The sequence below is a fragment of the Amycolatopsis sp. DSM 110486 genome, from assembly GCF_019468465.1.
Classification (GTDB): domain Bacteria; phylum Actinomycetota; class Actinomycetes; order Mycobacteriales; family Pseudonocardiaceae; genus Amycolatopsis.
In genome coordinates this window covers 7,880,903-7,898,360 of record NZ_CP080519.1, presented here as the reverse complement: position 1 = coordinate 7,898,360, position 17,458 = coordinate 7,880,903, and the positions used below count along the sequence as shown (strand labels likewise).

Below are 17,458 nucleotides of genomic sequence, written 5' to 3'. Positions count from 1 at the left end.
GGTGATGACCGGCCGGACGGCCGCCGAAAACTACCCGGCGTTCGCGCGCCGAGCCGTGCTGAACCGGCGCTGGTACGCCGCCGGGCTGATCGACAGTTTCCGCGCGAACACCCGGCGCAGGGCTTCATAGCTGGGGAAACCGGCGAGGGTCGCCGCCTGGGTCGCGGTGTGGCCTTGGTCCAGCAGGGCCCGGGCCAGGTCGAAGCGGATGTTCTCCACGTAGCGGGCCGGGGTGGTGGACAGTTCGTCGTGGAAGAGGCGCGTGAGCTGGCGGGTGCTGACGTTGAGGTGCTTCGCGAGGTCGCCGAGCGAGTGCCTGGCGCCGGGGTTGGCCGTGACCAGGTCGGTGATCGTGCGCAGGGCCGGGGAGCGCGGCGGTGGGCCCTGCAGGGGGGCGGAGAACTGCGACTGCCCGCCCGAGCGCTGCAGGTACACGACCAGGGAACGGGCGACGTCGCGCGTCAGGTCGGGGCCGTGGTCCTCCTCGACGAGGGCGAGGGCCAGGTCGATGCCGGCGGTGACGCCGGCGGAGGTGTAGGTGGTGCCGTCGCGGACGTAGATGGCGTCGGGCTCGACGCGGCACGTCGGGCAGCGGGCTGCGAGCTCGTGGGTGACCTTCCAGTGCGTGGTCGCGCGCTTGCCGTCGAGCAGGCCGGCGGCGGCGAGGATGAACGCGCCCGTGCAGATCGAGGCGACGCGGCGGGCGCCGGCGGCCGGCACGCGGGCGGCTTCCGCCAGGTCGCACGGCACGGGCGTGCGCGGGTAGAGGTCGGACCCGGCCACCAGGTAGGTGTCCGGCGCGGGCTCGGAACACACGGGGCCCTCGACCGCGACCTTGAACCCGAGGTTCGACACCACGTCCTCGCCCGTCGGCGAGACGAGCACGATCCGGTAGTCGGCACCGAGCCGCGTGGCCTCCTTGAACACCTCCGCCGGGCCCGCGACGTCCAGCAGGGTCACCCCGTCGAAGACAAGGATCGCCACGACGCGCGCAGGGGAACCCGGCCGGGCGTTCGTGGAGGCGGAAGACGGGCGCACAGGGCATTGGTAGCACACCGTCACCACAAAAGTGCACCGGCCGAGTTTAGTTACAACTCTTGACCGTAATGGAACCACTCGCTACGTTCCCTTCTTCACAGGCCCGACCGAGAACAGGTCCGGCACGGGCTGCAGGCCCTCTGGCAACGAAGCCGCAGGAAGGTGAGTCGAACCATGGTGGAGACGTACGTGCTGGTTCCGGGCGCGTGGCACGGCGCGTGGTCGTGGCGGCCGGTCGCCCAGCGGTTGCGTGCCGCGGGGCACAACGTGGTCGCACTGACGCTGCCGGGCCTCGCGGACGGCGACGATCCCCGTCGTTTCACCCTCGAGGACACAGTGGACTTCCTCGTCGATTTCCTCGACGGCCACGACCTGACCGACGTCACGCTGGTCGCCCACAGCTGGGGTGGTTACCCCGTTTTCGGTGCGGCCCACCGGGTTCCGCACCGGGTGCGCCGCCTGGTCTTCCACAGCGCGTTCGTGCCGGAGAACGGCGTGCCGCTCGTGGAGGACGTCCCGCCGGGGCACGCCGCGCTCTTCCGGCAGCTCGCGCAGGAGTCGGGCGACCATTCCGTGGTCCTCCCCTACCCGGTGTGGCAGAGCGCCTTCGCCCAGGACACGCCCGAACCGGCGCAGAAGCTGATCTACGAGCTGCTCGTGCCCCACCCGATGCGCTATTTCGAACAGCCCTTGCACGCCCCCGCGCTGTCGATGCTCGGCCTGCCAGTCAGCTACCTGGCCGGCGAATGCGACCTGGCCATGCCCCCGGGCGACTACGCTTGGTGCCCGCGGTTCCCCGCCCGGCTCGGGGTCGAGCCGATCACCGTTCCGGGTGACCACGAGGCGTTCCTGACCCGCCCCGACGCGTTCGTGTCGGCACTCCTGCACTCACACACCGTCGACGGCTGAACCGCGCGTCCCGATCTGAGTGGTTCCTGGCCGGACAAAGGCGGCACGACGGGTGCCGCGATCGGCACCATGGAGACGGACACAATCCGTCGAGAAAAGAACGGAAGCGCAGCAGTCATGTCAGAGATCATCGCGGGTGTGGAGGTCCCCGAGACGGCGGCGGTCGTCGAGGCGTCGCGTCTCATCCAGGAAACGACCAACCCCCTCATCTACCACCACTCCCGCCGGGTTTACTTCTTCAGCCAGTTCCACGCGCAGCGGCTCGGGGTGAAACCGGATCCGGAACTGCTCTACCTGGCCGCGATGTTCCACGACACCGGGCTCATCACGCCGTTTTCCGACGTGGAGCAGCGGTTCGAGGTCGACGGCGCCGACCACGGGCGCAAGTTCTTGCTGGACCGGGGTTTCTCGCCCACGGCCGCGGACACCGTGTGGACGGCCATCGCCCTGCACACCACGCCGGGAATTCCGGGGCGCATGGGCCCGGAAATCGCCACGACCCACCTCGGCGTGCTGACGGACGTGCTCGGTTTCGGTTTCGACGGTCTGGACCTGGCCCAGGTCGAGGAAATCCTCGCCTTCCACCCGCGCGGCGATTTCAAGAACGATTTCCTGCGCACCTTCGTCGACGCGCTGAAGCACCGCCCGGAAACCACCAACGGAACGGTGAACTCCGACATCCTGGAGCACTTCATCCCCGATTTCTCCCGCACGACCACCGTCGAGCGCATCACCGGCTCGCCATGGTCGAGCTGACCCGGCCACCGAAATGGACGACCGACACAGCCTGAGCCGGGGCGCCTCCTTCGCCCTGCTCGTCTTCGCCAACGTGCTCCTGATGGCGTCGACGAGCGCGCCCTCCCCGATCTACCCGGTGTACCTGCAGCGGTGGGGCTTTTCGGTGACGATCCTGACGGTCGTTTTCGCCGTGTACGTCGCCGGGCTGGTCGGCGCGCTGCTGACGGTCGGTTCGCTGAGCGACCACGTCGGGCGCCGGCCGGTCCTGGTGGCGTCGCTCCTGGTGGCCGCGGCCGGCACGGCGATCTTCTGGGCGGCCGGCGGGGTCGGCGCACTCGTGACCGCCCGGATCGTGCAGGGCCTCGCCACCGGGATGGCGACGGGCGCGCTGGCCGCCGGGCTGGTCGAGCTCTCCCCCGCGGATCGCCCGCACCGCGGGCCGATGATGACCGCCGTGGGGACGAGCTTCGGGCTCGCCGCCGGCGGCGGTGTGACGGGCCTGCTCGTGCAGGCCGGCCCGTACCCCGACGCGGTGGTCTTCCCGGTGCTCACCGTGGCGTTCATGGCCGTCGCCGCGCTGGTCTTCGCCATCCCCGAGACCGCCGGCCCACGGCCTGGCGTGCTGACGTCGCTGCGCCCGCGCGTCCGCGTGCCGCGCGAGACGCGCGGGGCGTTCTTCGGCGCGGTGCCCGCCATCGTCGCGGGGTGGTCATTGACCGGGCTGTTCCTCGCGCTCGCCCCGTCGCTGGTGACCGAGGTCCTGCACGTGCGGTTCGGCGCCGCGGGCGGCCTCGCCATCGCGGTGCTGTTCCTCGCCAACAGCGCGGGCGGCCTGTGGGCGGCTCGGCACACCGCGCGAATCGCGACCCTGATGGGCGCGGTCCTGCTGGTCGTGGGCGCGGCGGTGCTGGCAGGCGCCCTGGGTTTCGGCTCCGCGGCCGGCTTCCTCGGCGGGTCGGTGATCGCCGGGCTGGGCGTCGGCCTGACGTTTACCGGGACGCTGCGCGGCATCAGCGCGGCCACCACCACGAAGACACGGTCGGAAGTGTTCTCGGCCGCCTACGTCGTCAGCTACGCGGCGCTGAGCCTCCCGTCGCTGGCGGCCGGGCTGGTGGAGCCGTCCTGGGGGCTGGAGACGACGGGCTACGTGTACCTCGCGTTCGTCGGGGTGCTGTCCGTGAGCGCGGCCGTGCAGTCCTCTTCGGCCCGGCGCGTCGCTGAACTCGTTGCATCCCAACACCACTGAGTGACTGTCCTGAAAGGACCCGACATGCAAGCCATCACCGCCCAGGACCGAAGCGCGGGCGTCGGCGGCCTCAAGCTCGCCGAGGTGCCCCACCCGCACGCCGCCGAGAACGACGTCATCGTGCGCGTCCACGCCGCCGGCTTCACCCCGGGCGAGCTCGAGTGGCCCGGCACCTGGACCGACCGCGCCGGCCGCGACCGCACGCCCAGCGTGCCCGGGCACGAGCTGTCCGGCGTCGTCACCGAGCTGGGTTACGGCACCACCGGCCTGAGCGTCGGGCAGCGCGTGTTCGGCCTCACCGACTGGCTGCGCGACGGTTCCCTGGCCGAGTACACCGCCGTCGAGGCCCGCAACCTCGCGCCGCTTCCCGCGGACATCGACCACACCGTGGCCGCCGCGCTGCCGATCTCGGGGCTGACGGCGTGGCAGGCCCTGTTCGACCACGCTTCGCTGTCCACCGGTCAGACCGTGCTGATCCACGGCGCCGCCGGCGGTGTCGGGTCCATCGCGGTGCAGCTCGCCCACGAGGTGGGGGCCCAGGTGATCGGCACCGGCCGGCCCGCCGACCGCGACTTCGTGCTCGGCCTCGGCGCGCACTCCTTTGTGGACACCGACTCCTTCGAGTCCGCCGGCCCGGCCGACGTGATCCTCGACGTGATCGGCGGCGAGGTGCTCGAACGCTCGACGAAGCTGGTGCGCCCCGGCGGCACCGTCGTGACCATCGCCGCGCCGCCCGAGGTGCAGCCGGCCGACGGACGCGCCGTTTTCTTCGTGGTGGAACCGGATCGTGCGCGCCTGGCGGACCTGGCTCAGCGAGTCCGCGACGGACGGCTGAAGCCGATCGTCGGCGGCGTGCGCCCGCTCGCGGAGACGGCGGAGGCGTTCGCGCGGCGCCAGCGGACTCCGGGCAAGACGATCATCCAGGTGGCCAAGTGATCAACCCGCGTGTCGCCGGCGGCCTGCTGCTCACCGCGGTGGCGGTCGCCGGCTGCTCGCCCGCTGCCGAGTCCCAGCCTGCCGCTCCGGTTTCGGCTCCGGTCTCTGCTTCCGGTCATCCTGCCGAGACGCTGACGCCGCTTCTCGCCCAGGCCCTGCCGAACATCCCGGGCAAGACGTTCACCTCGTCGATCGTCTCGTTCCCGCCGTCCGCCGGCGCGGCGCCCCACCGCCACGGCGACGCTTTCGTCTACGCCTACGTACTCGAAGGCACGATCCGCAGTCAGCTCGAAGGCCAGCCCGCCCACACCTACCACCAGGGTGAAAACTGGACCGAACAACCGGGCGCGCACCACGTCGCCACGGACAACGTCAGCGCCACCGAACCGGCGAAGCTGCTGGTGGTGTTCGTGGCGACGACGGGGGAACAGCTGAAGGTGGACGACCCGCACGGCTGAGCCGCGGGGAACCCGGTCTGACTCGACAACCTCACCGCTTCGCGACCAGCGATCAAGAAGCGGTGAGGTTGTCGAGCATCAAGGACAGGGTGAAGTCGAACCGGTCGTGACCGGACCCGGACGTCAGTTCGGCCGCGTGGCGCCGGGTGCGGGGAAACCGTTCGGCCGGTAGAGCACCGAGCCGCTCGACGAGGTCCTCCCGGCTGAGCACCCAGTCGTCGTCCTTGTTCTTCCGGCGCTGGTGGACCAGCGACCGCTCCCAGGCGTACGCGGTGACATACAACGTGAGTGAATCCAGTGCCCACGCCGCGGTCTGCGCGGGGACACCGCCGGCCAGCAAGAGACCCAGGATGCCCTCGCTGACACGCAGGGTTTCCAGGTGCGTGGGGACCAGGGCGAGCGCCGCGCGGGAGACGCCGGGGTACTTGAGGTACTGGTCGCGCATCTGGGCGTAGACGTCGTGGATCTGCTGCCGCCACGTGGCGGGGTCCGGCTCGGGCAAGGAGATTTCCGAACAGAGCCGGCCGATGAGCAGGTCGTCGAGGTCGGTCTTCGTGGTGATGTGGGCGTAGAGCGACGACGGGCCGGTTTCCAGCACTGCGGTGACGCGGCGGATGGTCAGCGCGTCGTAGCCCTCGGTGGCGACGACCTGCAACGCGGCGTCCGTGATGCGCTCGGCGGTGATGGGCGGCTTGCGGGAAGCGGAGGGCTCGGAGCGCTGAGCACGGCGGGAGGCGGCGGGCATGTGCGCCACCCTACCTTGACACGAACTTAGTTCGTCATTTAGAACTTAGTTCGTGACTGCTGAACTTAGTTCGTCGACCGCGCCACGAACGGCGCAGCTCCCCCTCCGCCAGGCCTGGCTGGTGCTGGTCGTCGTGGTCGTCGCCGAGCTCATGGACCTCGTCGACACGAGCGTCGCCAACCTGGCCGGGCCGTCGATCCGCGCGGACCTCGGCGGTGGGCCGATGACGCTGCAATGGGTGCTCTCGGCCTACACCGCGGCGTTCGCGCTCGGCCTCATCACCTCGGGCCGCCTCGGTGACCTGCTCGGCCGCCGGCGGCTGTTCCTGCTGGGCATGGCCGGCTTCACCGTCTCGTCGCTGGCCTGCGGCCTCGCGCCCAGCGCCGGGTTCCTCATCGCCGCCCGCGTGTTCCAGGGCTTGTTCGGCTCCGTGATGATCCCGCAGGGTCTCGCGCTGGTGAAGATCGTCTTCCCGCCCGAGCACCTGCGCAGGGCGCTCATGCCGTTCGGCCCGATCATGGGCCTGGCCACGGTCGCCGGCCCGGTCCTGGCCGGCTGGCTGCTGCACCTGGACCTCTTCGGCAGCGAATGGCGCTCGATCTTCCTCATCAACGTCCCGTTCGGCGTCCTCGCCGGCGCGCTCGCCGGTTGGGTCCTCCCCCGTCACAGCGGCGAAGACCGCACCGCGCGCCTCGACCTGCGTGGCGTCAGCCTGCTCACCGCCGGTTCGGCGCTGCTGATCGTGCCGCTCATCCAGGGCCGCGACCTCGGCTGGCCCGCGTGGACGTACGTGATGATCGCCGCCGGGCTGGTGGCCTTCGGGCTGTTCGTCGCGTCCGAACACCGCAGCGCGCACCCGGTCATCGCGCCGTCGCTGTTCCGCAAGCGCAGCTTCGTGGTGGGTCTGCTGATCGTCGGCGGGTTCTACGCCGCGCTCAGCGCGTTCGTCCTGGTGCTCAACCTGCTGCTGCAGTCCGGCATGAACTGGTCACCGCTGCAGACCGGCTTCGCCCTGATCCCGTGGGCGGTCGGCACCGCGGTCGCCACGTTGTTGTCCGGTGCGGTCCTCGCCGGCAAGCTCGGCCGCTTCAACCTCGACCTGGGACTGGCCGTCGCGGTCGCCGGCCTGCTCGGTCTCTGGTGGTCGATCGCCCACTGGGGCGCCGCCATCACCGTGTGGCAGCTGGCCCCGGCCCTGCTCGTGACCGGGCTCGGTTCCGGGCTGCTGTTCGTGCCGCTGTTCGACTTCATCCTCGGCGACGCCACCACCGAAGAGGTCGGCACCGGCGCCGGCGTGCTCAACGCCGCTCAGCAGTTCGCCAACGCCATCGGCGTCGCCGCGCTCGGCACCGTGTTCTTCGCCCGCGTCGGGCCGCCCTCGGCGGCAACGTACATTTGCGCTGCCAAGCTGGTGTTCGGCCTCTGCGCCGGCGTCTACGTGCTGGTGCTGCTGCTGGTCCGGTTCCTGCCGAAGCATGCCCAGCGGTGAAGCTCAGTCGCCCAGGCCGTAGCGGCGGATGCGCTTGTACAGGGTGCCGCGCGACATGCCGAGCCGGTGCGCAGCCGCGGTCTTGTTGCCGCGGCAGGCGATCAGGACCTCGCGGATGATCTCGGCTTCCGCGTTCTGGAGCGGGTTTTCGTGCTCCGACAACGAAACCGCGCTGAAGATCAGGACACAGCCGTCCTCGAACCGGCCCGGCGTGACGGGGCGGACGATGGCGACGCGGCCGTCGGCGAGGGGCAGGTGCGTGGCCGAGGGGCCGGCTTCGCGCAGCATCGACCACAGCGTCGCGCGGTCGGGCAGGGTCGCGGTGGGGCCGCCGTCGCTGATCATGATCTCGCCGTCGAGCGTGATCACGGTGGTGCCGGGCAGGGAGCGGAACGTCATGTGCGCGTCGACCAGCCGGCGCTGCCGGGGCGTGGCCGCGTCTCGCAACGCCGAACGCAGGCGCTCGGCGAAGGCCACGACGGCGGCCATCACAAACCGGTTGGTGTGCTCGGCGCGGCAGCACACGTTGACCGAGCCGAGCAGCAGCCGCGTGGTCGGGTCTACGATCGGCGCGGTCGCGCAGGTGTAGGGGTGCCAGGCCTGTTTGTAGTGCTCGGCACCGACCACCATCGACGCGGAGCGCACCGCCATCGAGAGCCCGACCCCGCAGGTGCCGACGCCGTCCTCGACGTAGCGGTGCCCGGGCTCGACCTCCACCTGCTGCAGGTCACGGCGCAACGCGGGGTCGGACTCCCAGCGCCAGGTGAGCGTGCCGCGCGGGTCGACCAACGCGACCGACGCGGCGTCGCCCACGAGCAGATCGGCCGTGCCGGGAATGACGCGGCCGCCGACCGCGACGAGCAAGGTTTCGGGGTCGAACTCGGCGGGCGCGAGGTCGAGCCGCTCGGGATCGACGCCGGACTGCCGCGACCGCACCCACGACTCCTCGATCTCCGGCCGCGCCGCCCCGCGGCGATCGGCCTCGAGGAACTGCTGCCAGACGTCCGAGGTGGGCACGGGCGGCTCCTCTCCTGGCGTCGTCGCCGGGAAACCTCGAGTGTGCAGGATCGGCGAAGCGCGCTGCCAGCCCCCGATCGGGCGGGGTGTTCATCTTTTGAACGCTTCCGCCTCGAGCCCGGTGTGGCGCGGCACCCCGGCGTTACCGTCGATCACCCGGCCGGCGAAGTCAAGGAGGACTCATGCGTTTCGGCGTCTTCATGGCCCCGTTCCACGCCTCACCGATCAAGAGCCCGGTCGCGGCCCTGGCTCGCGACGTCGAGACGATCAAGCTGCTCGACCGGCTGGGCTACGACGAAGCGTGGATCGGCGAGCACCACTCCTGCGGCGTCGAGCTCATCGCGAGCCCGGAGATCTTCATCGCCCACGTCGCGGCTCAGACGAAGACGATCAAGCTCGGCACCGGCGTGCTCTCGCTGCCGTACCACAACCCGTTGTGGGTGGCCGACCGCGCGATCCTGCTCGACCACCTCACGCGCGGCCGGTTCATGCTCGGCCTCGGCCCGGGCTCGCTGCCGACCGACGCGTCCATGATCGGCCTCGACCCCCTCAGCCAGCGCGGCGCGCTGGAAGAGGACGCCGACGTGCTGATGCAGCTGCTCAACGGCGCCGAACCCGTGACGGCCAAAACCGACCGCTATCAGCTGCGTGACGCGCTGTGCCAGCTGCGGCCCTTCACCCAGGGCGGGCTGGAGGTCGGCGTCGCCGCGATCGCGTCGCCGTCGGGGCCGCGCATTGCCGGCAAGCACGGGCTCAGCCTCCTGTCGATCGGCGCGACCCTGACCGGCGACCTCGACCTGCTGGCCCAGCACTGGGACGTCGCCGAGGAACGCGCCGCGCAGTTCGGCACCACGATGAACCGCGACGGCTGGCGCCTTGTCGGACCGATGCACCTGGCCGAGACGAAGGAACAGGCCTACGCCGAAGTCGAGCACGGCCTCGACGACTGGTGCGACTACCTGCAGCACGTCGCCGCCGTCCCCCACTTCGAACCCGGCGGCGCGACCTTCACCGAGCGCGTCGACTGGATCAACGCCAGCGGCATCGGCGTGATAGGCACCCCGCAGGACGCGATCCGCCAGATCGGCAACCTCGAGGCTCAGTCGAAGGGCGGCTTCGGCTCGTACCTGATGATGGCGCACGAGTGGGCGACCCCGGCCGCCACGGCGCGGCACTACGAGCTGTTCGCCGAAGCCGTCGCCCCGCACTTCCAGCAGCGGCTCGACCGCCTCGCCGCCACCGAGGCGCAGGCGAAGAAGCTGCGGGCCGAGCTGCACAGCCGGCAGGGCCAGGCCCTGGAGGAGGCGAAGGCCCGGCACGAAGCGGAGAAGTCCGCCTGATCGGCGCGGGCGTGGCGGCTTCGGTGCCGCCGTGGACGTTTCCGTTGGTCAGGCGGGCATCGCGCGCGAGTGGGCGGCGCGGAGCTCGGCGAGCTTTCCGGCCTCCGGCTGGGTTCCGACCATCGAGATGTCGCGGACGTCGGGGCCCGGCTCGCGGTCGAGCGACGGGATTTCGAACCGTCGGCGACCACTTTTGCCGGAAAACGAAGCGACAGCCCGCCCGCGCATGAATACCTTCGGGCGCATGGACACCACGTCTCTCACCTGGCAGCCGCTCACCCGCGACGACGCCCAGGCAGCAGCCGATCTGCTCAACGCCATGGAGACCGTCGACCGGATCGGCGAGAACTACACCGCGCAGGACACCCTGCAGGAGCTGGTCGATCCCTACGCGGATCTGGAGCGCGCGAGCCTCGCGGCCTTCGACGGTGACGTGATGGTCGGGTACATGAAGATCCGCTACAAGCGGTTCGCGGAAGACGTCCACCGCGTGTTCCTCGACGGCGGCGTGCATCCGGACCACCGGCGCCGGGGTATCGGCACCGCGCTCGTCGAGGCCGGCGTGGCGGCGGCGAAAACGCTGCACGCGCTGCACCACCCGGCGCTACGGCTCGCGATCGACGTCCACAAGGCCGGGCACATCGCAGGCCTGGCCGAACTCCTGGGCCCGCAAGGCTTCGCGCCCGTCCGGCACTTCCAGCACATGGAGCACCCGCTCGGCGCCGCGCTCCCCGAAGCGGAGATCCCCGACGGGCTGCGGATCGAGCAGTGGTCGGCGGACAACGACGAGGACTTCCGCGTGACCCGCAACGAGGCGTACGCGGACAACTGGATTCCGGCGCCGGTGCCCGCGGACAACTGGAAGAACAAGATCGCGAACCACACCCTGCGGCCCGAGGCCAGTTTCCTGCTGCGCGACGCGGCGGACGGCACCGCGGTGGGAATGCTCGTGGCCAACCACTGGGAAGGCGACGCGGCGGTCACCGGTGTCCGCGACGTGCACTTCATGAACATCGGGACGATTCCCGCCTACCGCAACCGCGGCGTCGCCGGCGCGCTGATCGGGCACGCGCTGCGGGCGGCCGCCGAGCACGGCTTCCACCGGGCCAGCGTGAACGCGGACTCGGCGAGCCCCGCGGGCCCGTCCGGGATCTTCGCGAGGGCCGGCTTCACGTCGAAGCGGCCGTACGTCCGCTGGGCGCTCGAAGTCTGACGCGCGGCGCAAGCTCACCTCTCGCAGATGAGGCCGTTCACGACCCGCGCCCAGATGCTCGCCATGAGGGACGCGACGCAGAACGGAGGCAGATTCATGACGATCGGACCCATCCAACTCGTCGTGCTGGGATTTCCGGACCCGGACTTCCACGGCGCGATCATCACCGAGCTCGAGCGCCTGAGGGAGAGCGGCACCGTCAACGTGGTCGACGCGCTGGCCGTGCACAAGGATTCAAACGGCGAGATCGAGGTCGCCCACCTCAGCAACCTCAGTGACGAAGAAGCCATCGAGCTCGGCAGCAAGGTCGGCGCGCTGATCGGGCTCGGGATCGACGGCGAGGAAGGCATGGAGGCCGGTGCCCTCGCGGGTGCCGAGAAGGCCGCCGAAGGCGTCGAGGTGTTCTCCGACGAAGACGCCTGGGACGTCCTGGAGGAGATCCCAGACGGTTCCGCCGCCGCTCTCGTGCTGCTCGAACACCGCTGGGCCATCCCCCTCCGCGACGCCATCGCGGAAGCGGGCGGGTTCCGCATCTCCGACGGCTTCATCAGCCCGCTCGACCTCGTCGCCATCGGCCTGGTCACGGCGGAGGAAGCGCAGCAGCTGCACGCCTTCGAGACCGCCACCCCCAGCCACACCTGAGTCAAGGAGGCACCACCATGTTCGGATCGCGCAGGGTCGCCCGCCGCACCGGCCGCCGAACCGCACGGCGCGTGAGCCGTCGGCGGCGCTGAACCACGGCCGGTGCCGTGCGGGCTCCCGCGCGGCACCGGTTCCGGGTCCGATGTGGACTCCCGGCGATCAACGGGTCGGGCTTCTACACTGACCCGATGCCGGACGACAGCCGCCCCGCGTGTGTCGAGGACGTCCACGAGCTCGCTCTCGGGATGCCGCACGTCACCGTCTGGCCCGGAACCGAGCACAAGCCGGTGTACCAGGTCGGGGGCAAGTCGTTCGTCTTCTTCCGAAACCCGCGCCCGGACGCCATCGACCCGGAGACGGGCGAGCGCTACCCGGACGTGATCGTGTTCTGGGTGCCGTCCGAAGGCGACAAGGCAGCACTCGTCCAGGACGAGGACTCACCGTTTTTCACCACGCCGCACTTCCGCGGCCACCTGTCGGTGCTCGTGCGCGCCTGTCGGCTCGGCGAGATCAGCCGGGCCGAGCTGGCGGAAGTGGTCCAGGAGGCGTGGCTGTCGCGCGCTTCGGCCCGCCGGGGTGCGGCGTGGCTCGCCGATCAAGAGACCAGGTCGTGACCGAGCCGAGTCTTGACCGGGTGACTGTTATCGCTAACACTATGCGCCGGAAAGAGTGACGCGGACCACCCGGACGAGGAAGGCGGTGACGTAGTGTCAGCAGGAGCGGCCGGCGATCGGCAGGCGAGCCTCACGGACGTGGCCGGCCTCGCAGGCGTCTCCCACATGACTGTCTCGCGGGTCATCAACGGCACCGGCCCGGTCCGCCCCGAGACCCGCGCCCGGGTGATGGCCGCGGTGGAGGAGCTGGGTTACCGGCCCAACTCCGCGGCCCGCGCGCTCGTCACGGGCCGCTCCGGCACGCTCGGCGTCGTCGCGCTGGAGTCCAATCTGTACGGACCCGCGAGCACCCTGTACGGCATCGAGAACGCCGCCCGGGAAGCCGGTTACGCCATCACGATCTCGAGCGTGAGCCGTCCGGGCCGGTCGTCCATCGCGGACGCGGTGGAGAGCCTGCGGCGCCAAGCCGTGGAGGGGATCGTCGTGATCGCCCCGCACGTCACGGCCGGGCAGGCGCTTGCGGGAGTGCCTTCGGCGGTCCCGGTGGTCGCCGTCGGCGGCGGCGACGGCGCGCCGGTTCCGGTGATCTCCGTGGACCAGTACGACGGCGCCCGCCGCGCGACCGAGCACCTGCTCGCGCTCGGGCATCGCACGGTGTGGCACATCGCAGGGCCGGAGGACTGGCTGGAGGCGCTCGAGCGCGAGCGCGGCTGGCGCGAGACGCTGGAGCGCCACGGCGCAGAGGTGCCCCCCGTCATCCGCGGCGACTGGAGCCCGGCCTCCGGCTACGCCGCCGGGCGGACGCTGGCCAAGAAGGTGCCCGCCGGGAACGGCGGGCTGGACGCGGTGTTCGCCGCCAACGACCAGATGGCGCTCGGGCTGCTGCGCGCGTTCACCGAGACCGGCATCGGCGTGCCGGCGGACGTGCACGTCGCCGGCTTCGACGACGTCCCCGAGGCCGCGTACTTCACGCCGCCGCTGACCACGGTGCGCCAGGACTTCATCGAAGTCGGCCGGCGCACGTTCGGGCTGCTGACCGAACGGATGGGCGGCGGCGACCAGCACGTGCGGTACCTGGTCGAGCCCGAGCTGATCGTCCGGGAGAGCACCGGACCACGCTGAGCGCGGTCCCCACCGAAGGAGAAACCCGTGTCCCCGCACTCCCCGAATGTTAACGCTAACATTCACGAGCGTCTCGTGATCGGCGTCGACTTCGGCACGCTCTCGGGCCGCGCCGTCGTGGTGCGGGTCTCCGACGGCGCCGAGCTGGGCACCGCCGTGTACGAGTACCCGCACGGCGTCGTCGACCGGACGCTGCCCGTGACCGGCCAGCCGTTGCCGCCGGACTGGGCGCTGCAGGTCCCCTCGGACTACCTCGGGGTGCTGCGCACCGCCGTACCCGCCGCGCTCCGCGACGCCGGCGCCGATCCCGCCGACGTCGTGGGCCTCGGCACCGACTTCACCGCGTGCACGGTGGTTCCGACCACTGTGGACGGAACGCCGCTGTGCGAGCTGCCGGAGTTCGAGCGCGAGCCGCACGCGTACGTGAAGCTGTGGCGCCACCACGCCGCCCAGCCGCAGGCCGACCGGATCACCGAGCTCGCGCGAGCCCGCGACGAGAAGTGGCTGCCCCGCTACGGCGGGCGGATCTCATCGGAATGGGAGTTCGCAAAGGCGCTGCAGGTTCTGGAGGAGGCGCCCGCCGTCTACGCGGCGACGGCGCACTGGGTCGAGCTGGCCGACTGGATCGTCTGGCGGCTGACCGGCCACTACGTCCGCAACGCCTGCACCGCCGGGTACAAGGGCATCCTGCAGGACGGCGAGTACCCCGGCGCCGATTTCCTGCGCGAGCTGAACCCCGGGTTCGCGGACTTCGTGCCGGACAAGCTCGACCGGCCGCTCGGGCGCCTCGGCGACCGGGCCGCCTCGCTCACCGCCGAAGCGGCGTTGTGGACCGGACTGCCGGAAGGCATCGCCGTCGCGGTCGGCAACGTCGACGCGCACGTGACCGCGCCCGCCGCGCAGGCCGTCGAACCCGGCCGGATGGTCGCGATCATGGGCACCTCGACGTGTCACGTCCTCAACGCCGAAGAGCTGCGAGAGGTCCCGGGCATGTGCGGGGTCGTCGACGGCGGGATCGTGCCCGGGCTGTGGGGCTACGAAGCCGGGCAAAGCGGGGTCGGCGACATCTTCGGCTGGTTCGTCGAGCACGGCGTGCCGCCCGGCTACCACGAGGACGCGCGACGAGCGGGCGTCTCGCTCCACGAACACCTCACCGTGCTCGCGTCGGCGCAGGAAATCGGCGCGCACGGGCTGGTCGCGCTCGACTGGCACAGCGGCAACCGCTCGGTGCTGGTGGACCACGAGCTGTCCGGCGTCGTCGTCGGCCAGACGCTGGCCACCCGTGCCGAAGACACCTACCGGGCGCTGCTGGAGGCCACCGCGTTCGGCACCCGCACGATCATCGAAGCCTTCCGGGACGCGGGCGTGCCGGTCACCGAGCTGGTCGTGGCCGGCGGGCTCGTCCGCAACGCCTTCCTGATGCAGCTCTACGCCGACGTGGTGAACCTGCCCCTGTCGGTGATCGGGTCCGCGCAGGGGCCGGCGCTCGGCTCGGCCATCCACGCCGCCGTGGCGGCCGGCGCCCACCCGGACATCACCGCGGCTTCGCGCGCGATGGGCTCGGTCCACCGGGACGTGTACCGGCCGGTGCCCGCCCACTCCCGTGCCTACGACGAGCTCTACGCCGACTACCGCGAGCTGCACGACCACTTCGGCCGCGGCGGCAGCGACGTGCTGCACCGCCTCGCGGCCCGCCGCCACGCCACCGCCACCGCCGGCGAAAGGACAGTCCTGACATGTCGCTGACCGACGAGCTGCTCGGCACCGTCGCCGAGCTGCGCCGCACCGTCGCGGACCTGCACGGCGAGCTCACGCGCAACGAGCTGGTCGCCTGGACCGCGGGCAATGTCTCGGCGCGGGTGCCCGGGCGCGAGCTGATGGTGATCAAGCCGTCCGGGATCTCCTACGACGACCTGTCCGCCGACACCATGGTCGTCACCGACCTGCACGGGCGGCTGCGCCACGGCGACCTCGCGCCGTCGTCCGACACGGCCGCCCACGCCTACGTCTACCGGCATCTGCCCGACGTCGGCGGGGTCGTGCACACGCACTCCACCTACGCCACCGCGTGGGCCGCGCGCGGCGAGCCCATCCCGTGCGTGCTCACGATGATCGCCGACGAGTTCGGCGGGGAGATCCCGGTCGGGCCGTTCGCGCTGATCGGCGACGACTCCATCGGCCGCGGCATCGTCGAGACGTTGCGGGCCAGCCGCTCCCCTGCCGTTCTCATGCGCAACCACGGCCCGTTCACCGTCGGGCGCACCGCCCGCGACGCGGTGAAGGCGGCGGTGCTCGTGGAGGACGTGGCCCGGACCGTCCACAAGGCATTCGAGCTGGGCGCGCCCAAACCGTTGCCGGCCGAGGACGTCGACCGGCTCTACGCGCGCTACCAGAACGTCTACGGCCAGCGCTGAGCCCGGCCGGCGCACACGACGAGGAGACAAATGGCTTCGCAGAACAAACCCCAGGTCTGGTTCCTCACCGGGAGCCAGGCGCTCTACGGCGAGGACACGCTGGCGCAGGTCGCCGGCCAGTCGCTGGAGATCCAGCGGCTGCTCGCCTCGACGGGACGGCTTTCGGCCGAGCTCGTCGGGAAACCGGTGCTGACCGAGGCCTCCGCGATCCGCCGGCTGCTGCTCGAGGCCAATGCCGACAACTCCTGCGTCGGGGTGATCGCGTGGATGCACACCTTCTCGCCGGCGAAGATGTGGATCGGCGGGCTCGACGCGTTGCGCAAACCGTTGCTGCACCTGCACACCCAGCTCAACGAAGCCCTGCCGTGGCGCAGCATCGACATGGACTTCATGAATCTCAACCAGGCCGCGCACGGCGACCGCGAGTTCGGCCACGTGCTGACCCGCCTTTCCGTGCCACGCAAGACCGTCGCCGGGCACGCGGGCGACCCCGTGGTCGCCGACCGGATCGACGCGTGGGCGCGGGCCGCGATCGGCGCGGACCACCTGCGCGAGCTGCGGCTGGCGCGCTTCGGCGACAACATGCGCGACGTCGCCGTGACCGAAGGGGACAAGGTCGAGGCCGAGCTGCGCTTCGGCGTCTCGGTCAACACCTACGGCGTGAACGACCTCGTCGAGCTCGTCGACAGCGCGTCCGAAAAGGACACCGGCGAACTGGTCGCCGAATACGCGTCGGCCTACGACGTGGCGCCGGAGCTCGCCGAAGACGGCGCCCGCCACGAGTCCCTGCGGTACGCGGCGAAAGTCGAGCTGGGGCTACGGCGGTTCCTCACCGAGGGCGGTTTCGGCGCGTTCACCACGAACTTCGAGGATCTCGGCGGCCTGCGTCAGCTGCCGGGGCTGGCCGTGCAGCGGCTGATGGCCGACGGCTACGGCTTCGGCGGCGAAGGCGACTGGAAGACCTCGGCCCTGCTCGCCGCGGTGAAGGCGATGGGGACGGGCACCGGCCGCGGCACGTCGTTCATGGAGGACTACACCTACCACTTCGGGCCGGGCGAGCCGAAGATCCTCGGCGCGCACATGCTCGAGGTCTGCCCGAGCATCGCCGCCGCCCGCCCGTCGTGCGAGATCCACCCGCTCGGCATCGGCGGCCGCGAGGACCCGGTACGGCTCGTGTTCGACGCCGCCCCCGGCCCCGGCGTGGTGCTCGGCCTGGCCGACCTCGGCGACCGGTTCCGTTTGGTGGCCAACGAGATCGAGGTCGTCCCACCCGACGAGCCGCTGCCCAGCCTGCCGGTCGCGCGCGCGGTCTGGCAGCCCGCGCCGTCGCTCGCCACCTCCGCCGAGTCGTGGATCACCGCCGGCGCGCCGCACCACACCGTGCTGACCCAGGCGGTGCCCGTCGAGACCCTCCGCGACTTCGCAGACCTGCTCGGCGTCGAGCTCCTCACCATCGACGCCGGCACCACCACCTCCGGGTTCGCCGACCGGATCCGCTGGAACCAGGCCTACCACCGGCTCGCCCAGGGCTTCTGAA

At 71.2% G+C, this 17,458-nt stretch carries 18 protein-coding genes; 14 read left to right on the top strand and 4 right to left on the bottom strand.

Annotated features, from left to right (window positions below; translation table 11 throughout):
* Positions 1-30: 30 nt before the first annotated feature.
* A complete protein-coding gene (locus K1T34_RS38295) occupies positions 31-984 on the bottom strand; it encodes a GlxA family transcriptional regulator (RefSeq protein WP_220239607.1) in 954 nt (317 codons plus the stop codon).
* A 228-nt stretch (positions 985-1,212) separates the two neighbouring features.
* On the opposite strand from K1T34_RS38295, the gene K1T34_RS38290 reads away from it, so the two are divergent.
* From K1T34_RS38290 to K1T34_RS38270, 5 genes are all read left to right on the top strand, one after another.
* Positions 1,213-1,947, top strand: coding sequence for an alpha/beta fold hydrolase (locus tag K1T34_RS38290; RefSeq protein WP_255637850.1), 735 nt, complete (start codon positions 1,213-1,215; stop codon positions 1,945-1,947).
* A gap of 117 nt (positions 1,948-2,064) precedes the next feature.
* Positions 2,065-2,703, top strand: a complete 639-nt coding sequence (locus K1T34_RS38285) for an HD domain-containing protein (protein WP_220239606.1) — start codon at positions 2,065-2,067, stop codon at positions 2,701-2,703.
* Positions 2,704-2,716: 13 nt separating this feature from the next.
* Positions 2,717-3,931: an MFS transporter gene (locus tag K1T34_RS38280; RefSeq protein WP_220239605.1), complete on the top strand. Its 1,215-nt coding sequence runs from the start codon at positions 2,717-2,719 to the stop codon at positions 3,929-3,931.
* 24 nt (positions 3,932-3,955) lie between these two features.
* Positions 3,956-4,867 (top strand): NADP-dependent oxidoreductase, encoded by a 912-nt coding sequence (locus tag K1T34_RS38275; protein WP_220239604.1) that lies wholly within the window; start codon positions 3,956-3,958, stop codon positions 4,865-4,867.
* Entirely contained in the window at positions 4,864-5,325 is a 462-nt protein-coding gene (locus K1T34_RS38270; protein ID WP_220239603.1) for a cupin domain-containing protein, read from the top strand. The genes K1T34_RS38275 and K1T34_RS38270 overlap by 4 nt, the downstream gene beginning before the upstream one ends.
* A gap of 52 nt (positions 5,326-5,377) precedes the next feature.
* Here the strand turns inward: K1T34_RS38270 and K1T34_RS38265 are convergent, their stop codons facing one another.
* Positions 5,378-6,070 (bottom strand): TetR/AcrR family transcriptional regulator, encoded by a 693-nt coding sequence (locus tag K1T34_RS38265; protein WP_220239602.1) that lies wholly within the window; start codon positions 6,068-6,070, stop codon positions 5,378-5,380.
* 52 nt (positions 6,071-6,122) lie between these two features.
* Between K1T34_RS38265 and K1T34_RS38260 the strand changes: the two genes are divergently transcribed.
* Positions 6,123-7,559, top strand: coding sequence for an MFS transporter (locus K1T34_RS38260; protein ID WP_255637849.1), 1,437 nt, complete (start codon positions 6,123-6,125; stop codon positions 7,557-7,559).
* 3 nt (positions 7,560-7,562) lie between these two features.
* Here K1T34_RS38260 and K1T34_RS38255 read toward each other — a convergent pair whose 3' ends face one another.
* A complete protein-coding gene (locus tag K1T34_RS38255; RefSeq protein ID WP_220239601.1) occupies positions 7,563-8,576 on the bottom strand; it encodes a helix-turn-helix domain-containing protein in 1,014 nt (337 codons plus the stop codon).
* A gap of 182 nt (positions 8,577-8,758) precedes the next feature.
* On the opposite strand from K1T34_RS38255, the gene K1T34_RS38250 reads away from it, so the two are divergent.
* Complete coding sequence (locus tag K1T34_RS38250; protein WP_220239600.1) at positions 8,759-9,916, top strand: LLM class flavin-dependent oxidoreductase; 1,158 nt, start codon at positions 8,759-8,761, stop codon at positions 9,914-9,916.
* A gap of 48 nt (positions 9,917-9,964) precedes the next feature.
* Here K1T34_RS38250 and K1T34_RS38245 read toward each other — a convergent pair whose 3' ends face one another.
* Positions 9,965-10,162 carry a hypothetical protein gene (locus tag K1T34_RS38245; protein ID WP_220239599.1) on the bottom strand — a complete coding sequence of 66 codons (198 nt, stop codon included), beginning with the start codon at positions 10,160-10,162 and terminating at the stop codon, positions 9,965-9,967.
* On the opposite strand from K1T34_RS38245, the gene K1T34_RS38240 reads away from it, so the two are divergent.
* The 7 genes from K1T34_RS38240 (at position 10,161) to araA (ending at position 17,457) form a co-directional block, all read left to right on the top strand.
* Positions 10,161-11,129: a GNAT family N-acetyltransferase gene (locus tag K1T34_RS38240; protein WP_220239598.1), complete on the top strand. Its 969-nt coding sequence runs from the start codon at positions 10,161-10,163 to the stop codon at positions 11,127-11,129. The two genes, K1T34_RS38245 and K1T34_RS38240, sit on opposite strands and share 2 nt — an antisense overlap.
* Positions 11,130-11,225: 96 nt before the next feature.
* Positions 11,226-11,771, top strand: coding sequence for a hypothetical protein (locus K1T34_RS38235; RefSeq protein ID WP_220239597.1), 546 nt, complete (start codon positions 11,226-11,228; stop codon positions 11,769-11,771).
* Between the two features lie 188 nt (positions 11,772-11,959).
* Positions 11,960-12,385, top strand: coding sequence for an MmcQ/YjbR family DNA-binding protein (locus K1T34_RS38230; protein ID WP_220239596.1), 426 nt, complete (start codon positions 11,960-11,962; stop codon positions 12,383-12,385).
* Positions 12,386-12,478: 93 nt separating this feature from the next.
* Entirely contained in the window at positions 12,479-13,507 is a 1,029-nt protein-coding gene (locus K1T34_RS38225; protein ID WP_220239595.1) for a LacI family DNA-binding transcriptional regulator, read from the top strand.
* A 75-nt stretch (positions 13,508-13,582) separates the two neighbouring features.
* Entirely contained in the window at positions 13,583-15,253 is a 1,671-nt protein-coding gene (gene araB / locus K1T34_RS38220; RefSeq protein WP_370643472.1) for a ribulokinase, read from the top strand.
* Positions 15,244-15,921 carry an L-ribulose-5-phosphate 4-epimerase gene (locus tag K1T34_RS38215; RefSeq protein ID WP_220239594.1) on the top strand — a complete coding sequence of 226 codons (678 nt, stop codon included), beginning with the start codon at positions 15,244-15,246 and terminating at the stop codon, positions 15,919-15,921. Before araB ends, K1T34_RS38215 begins: the two co-directional genes overlap by 10 nt.
* Before the next feature lie 30 nt (positions 15,922-15,951).
* Positions 15,952-17,457, top strand: a complete 1,506-nt coding sequence (araA, locus tag K1T34_RS38210; protein ID WP_220239593.1) for an L-arabinose isomerase — start codon at positions 15,952-15,954, stop codon at positions 17,455-17,457.
* Position 17,458: the final 1 nt, after the last annotated feature.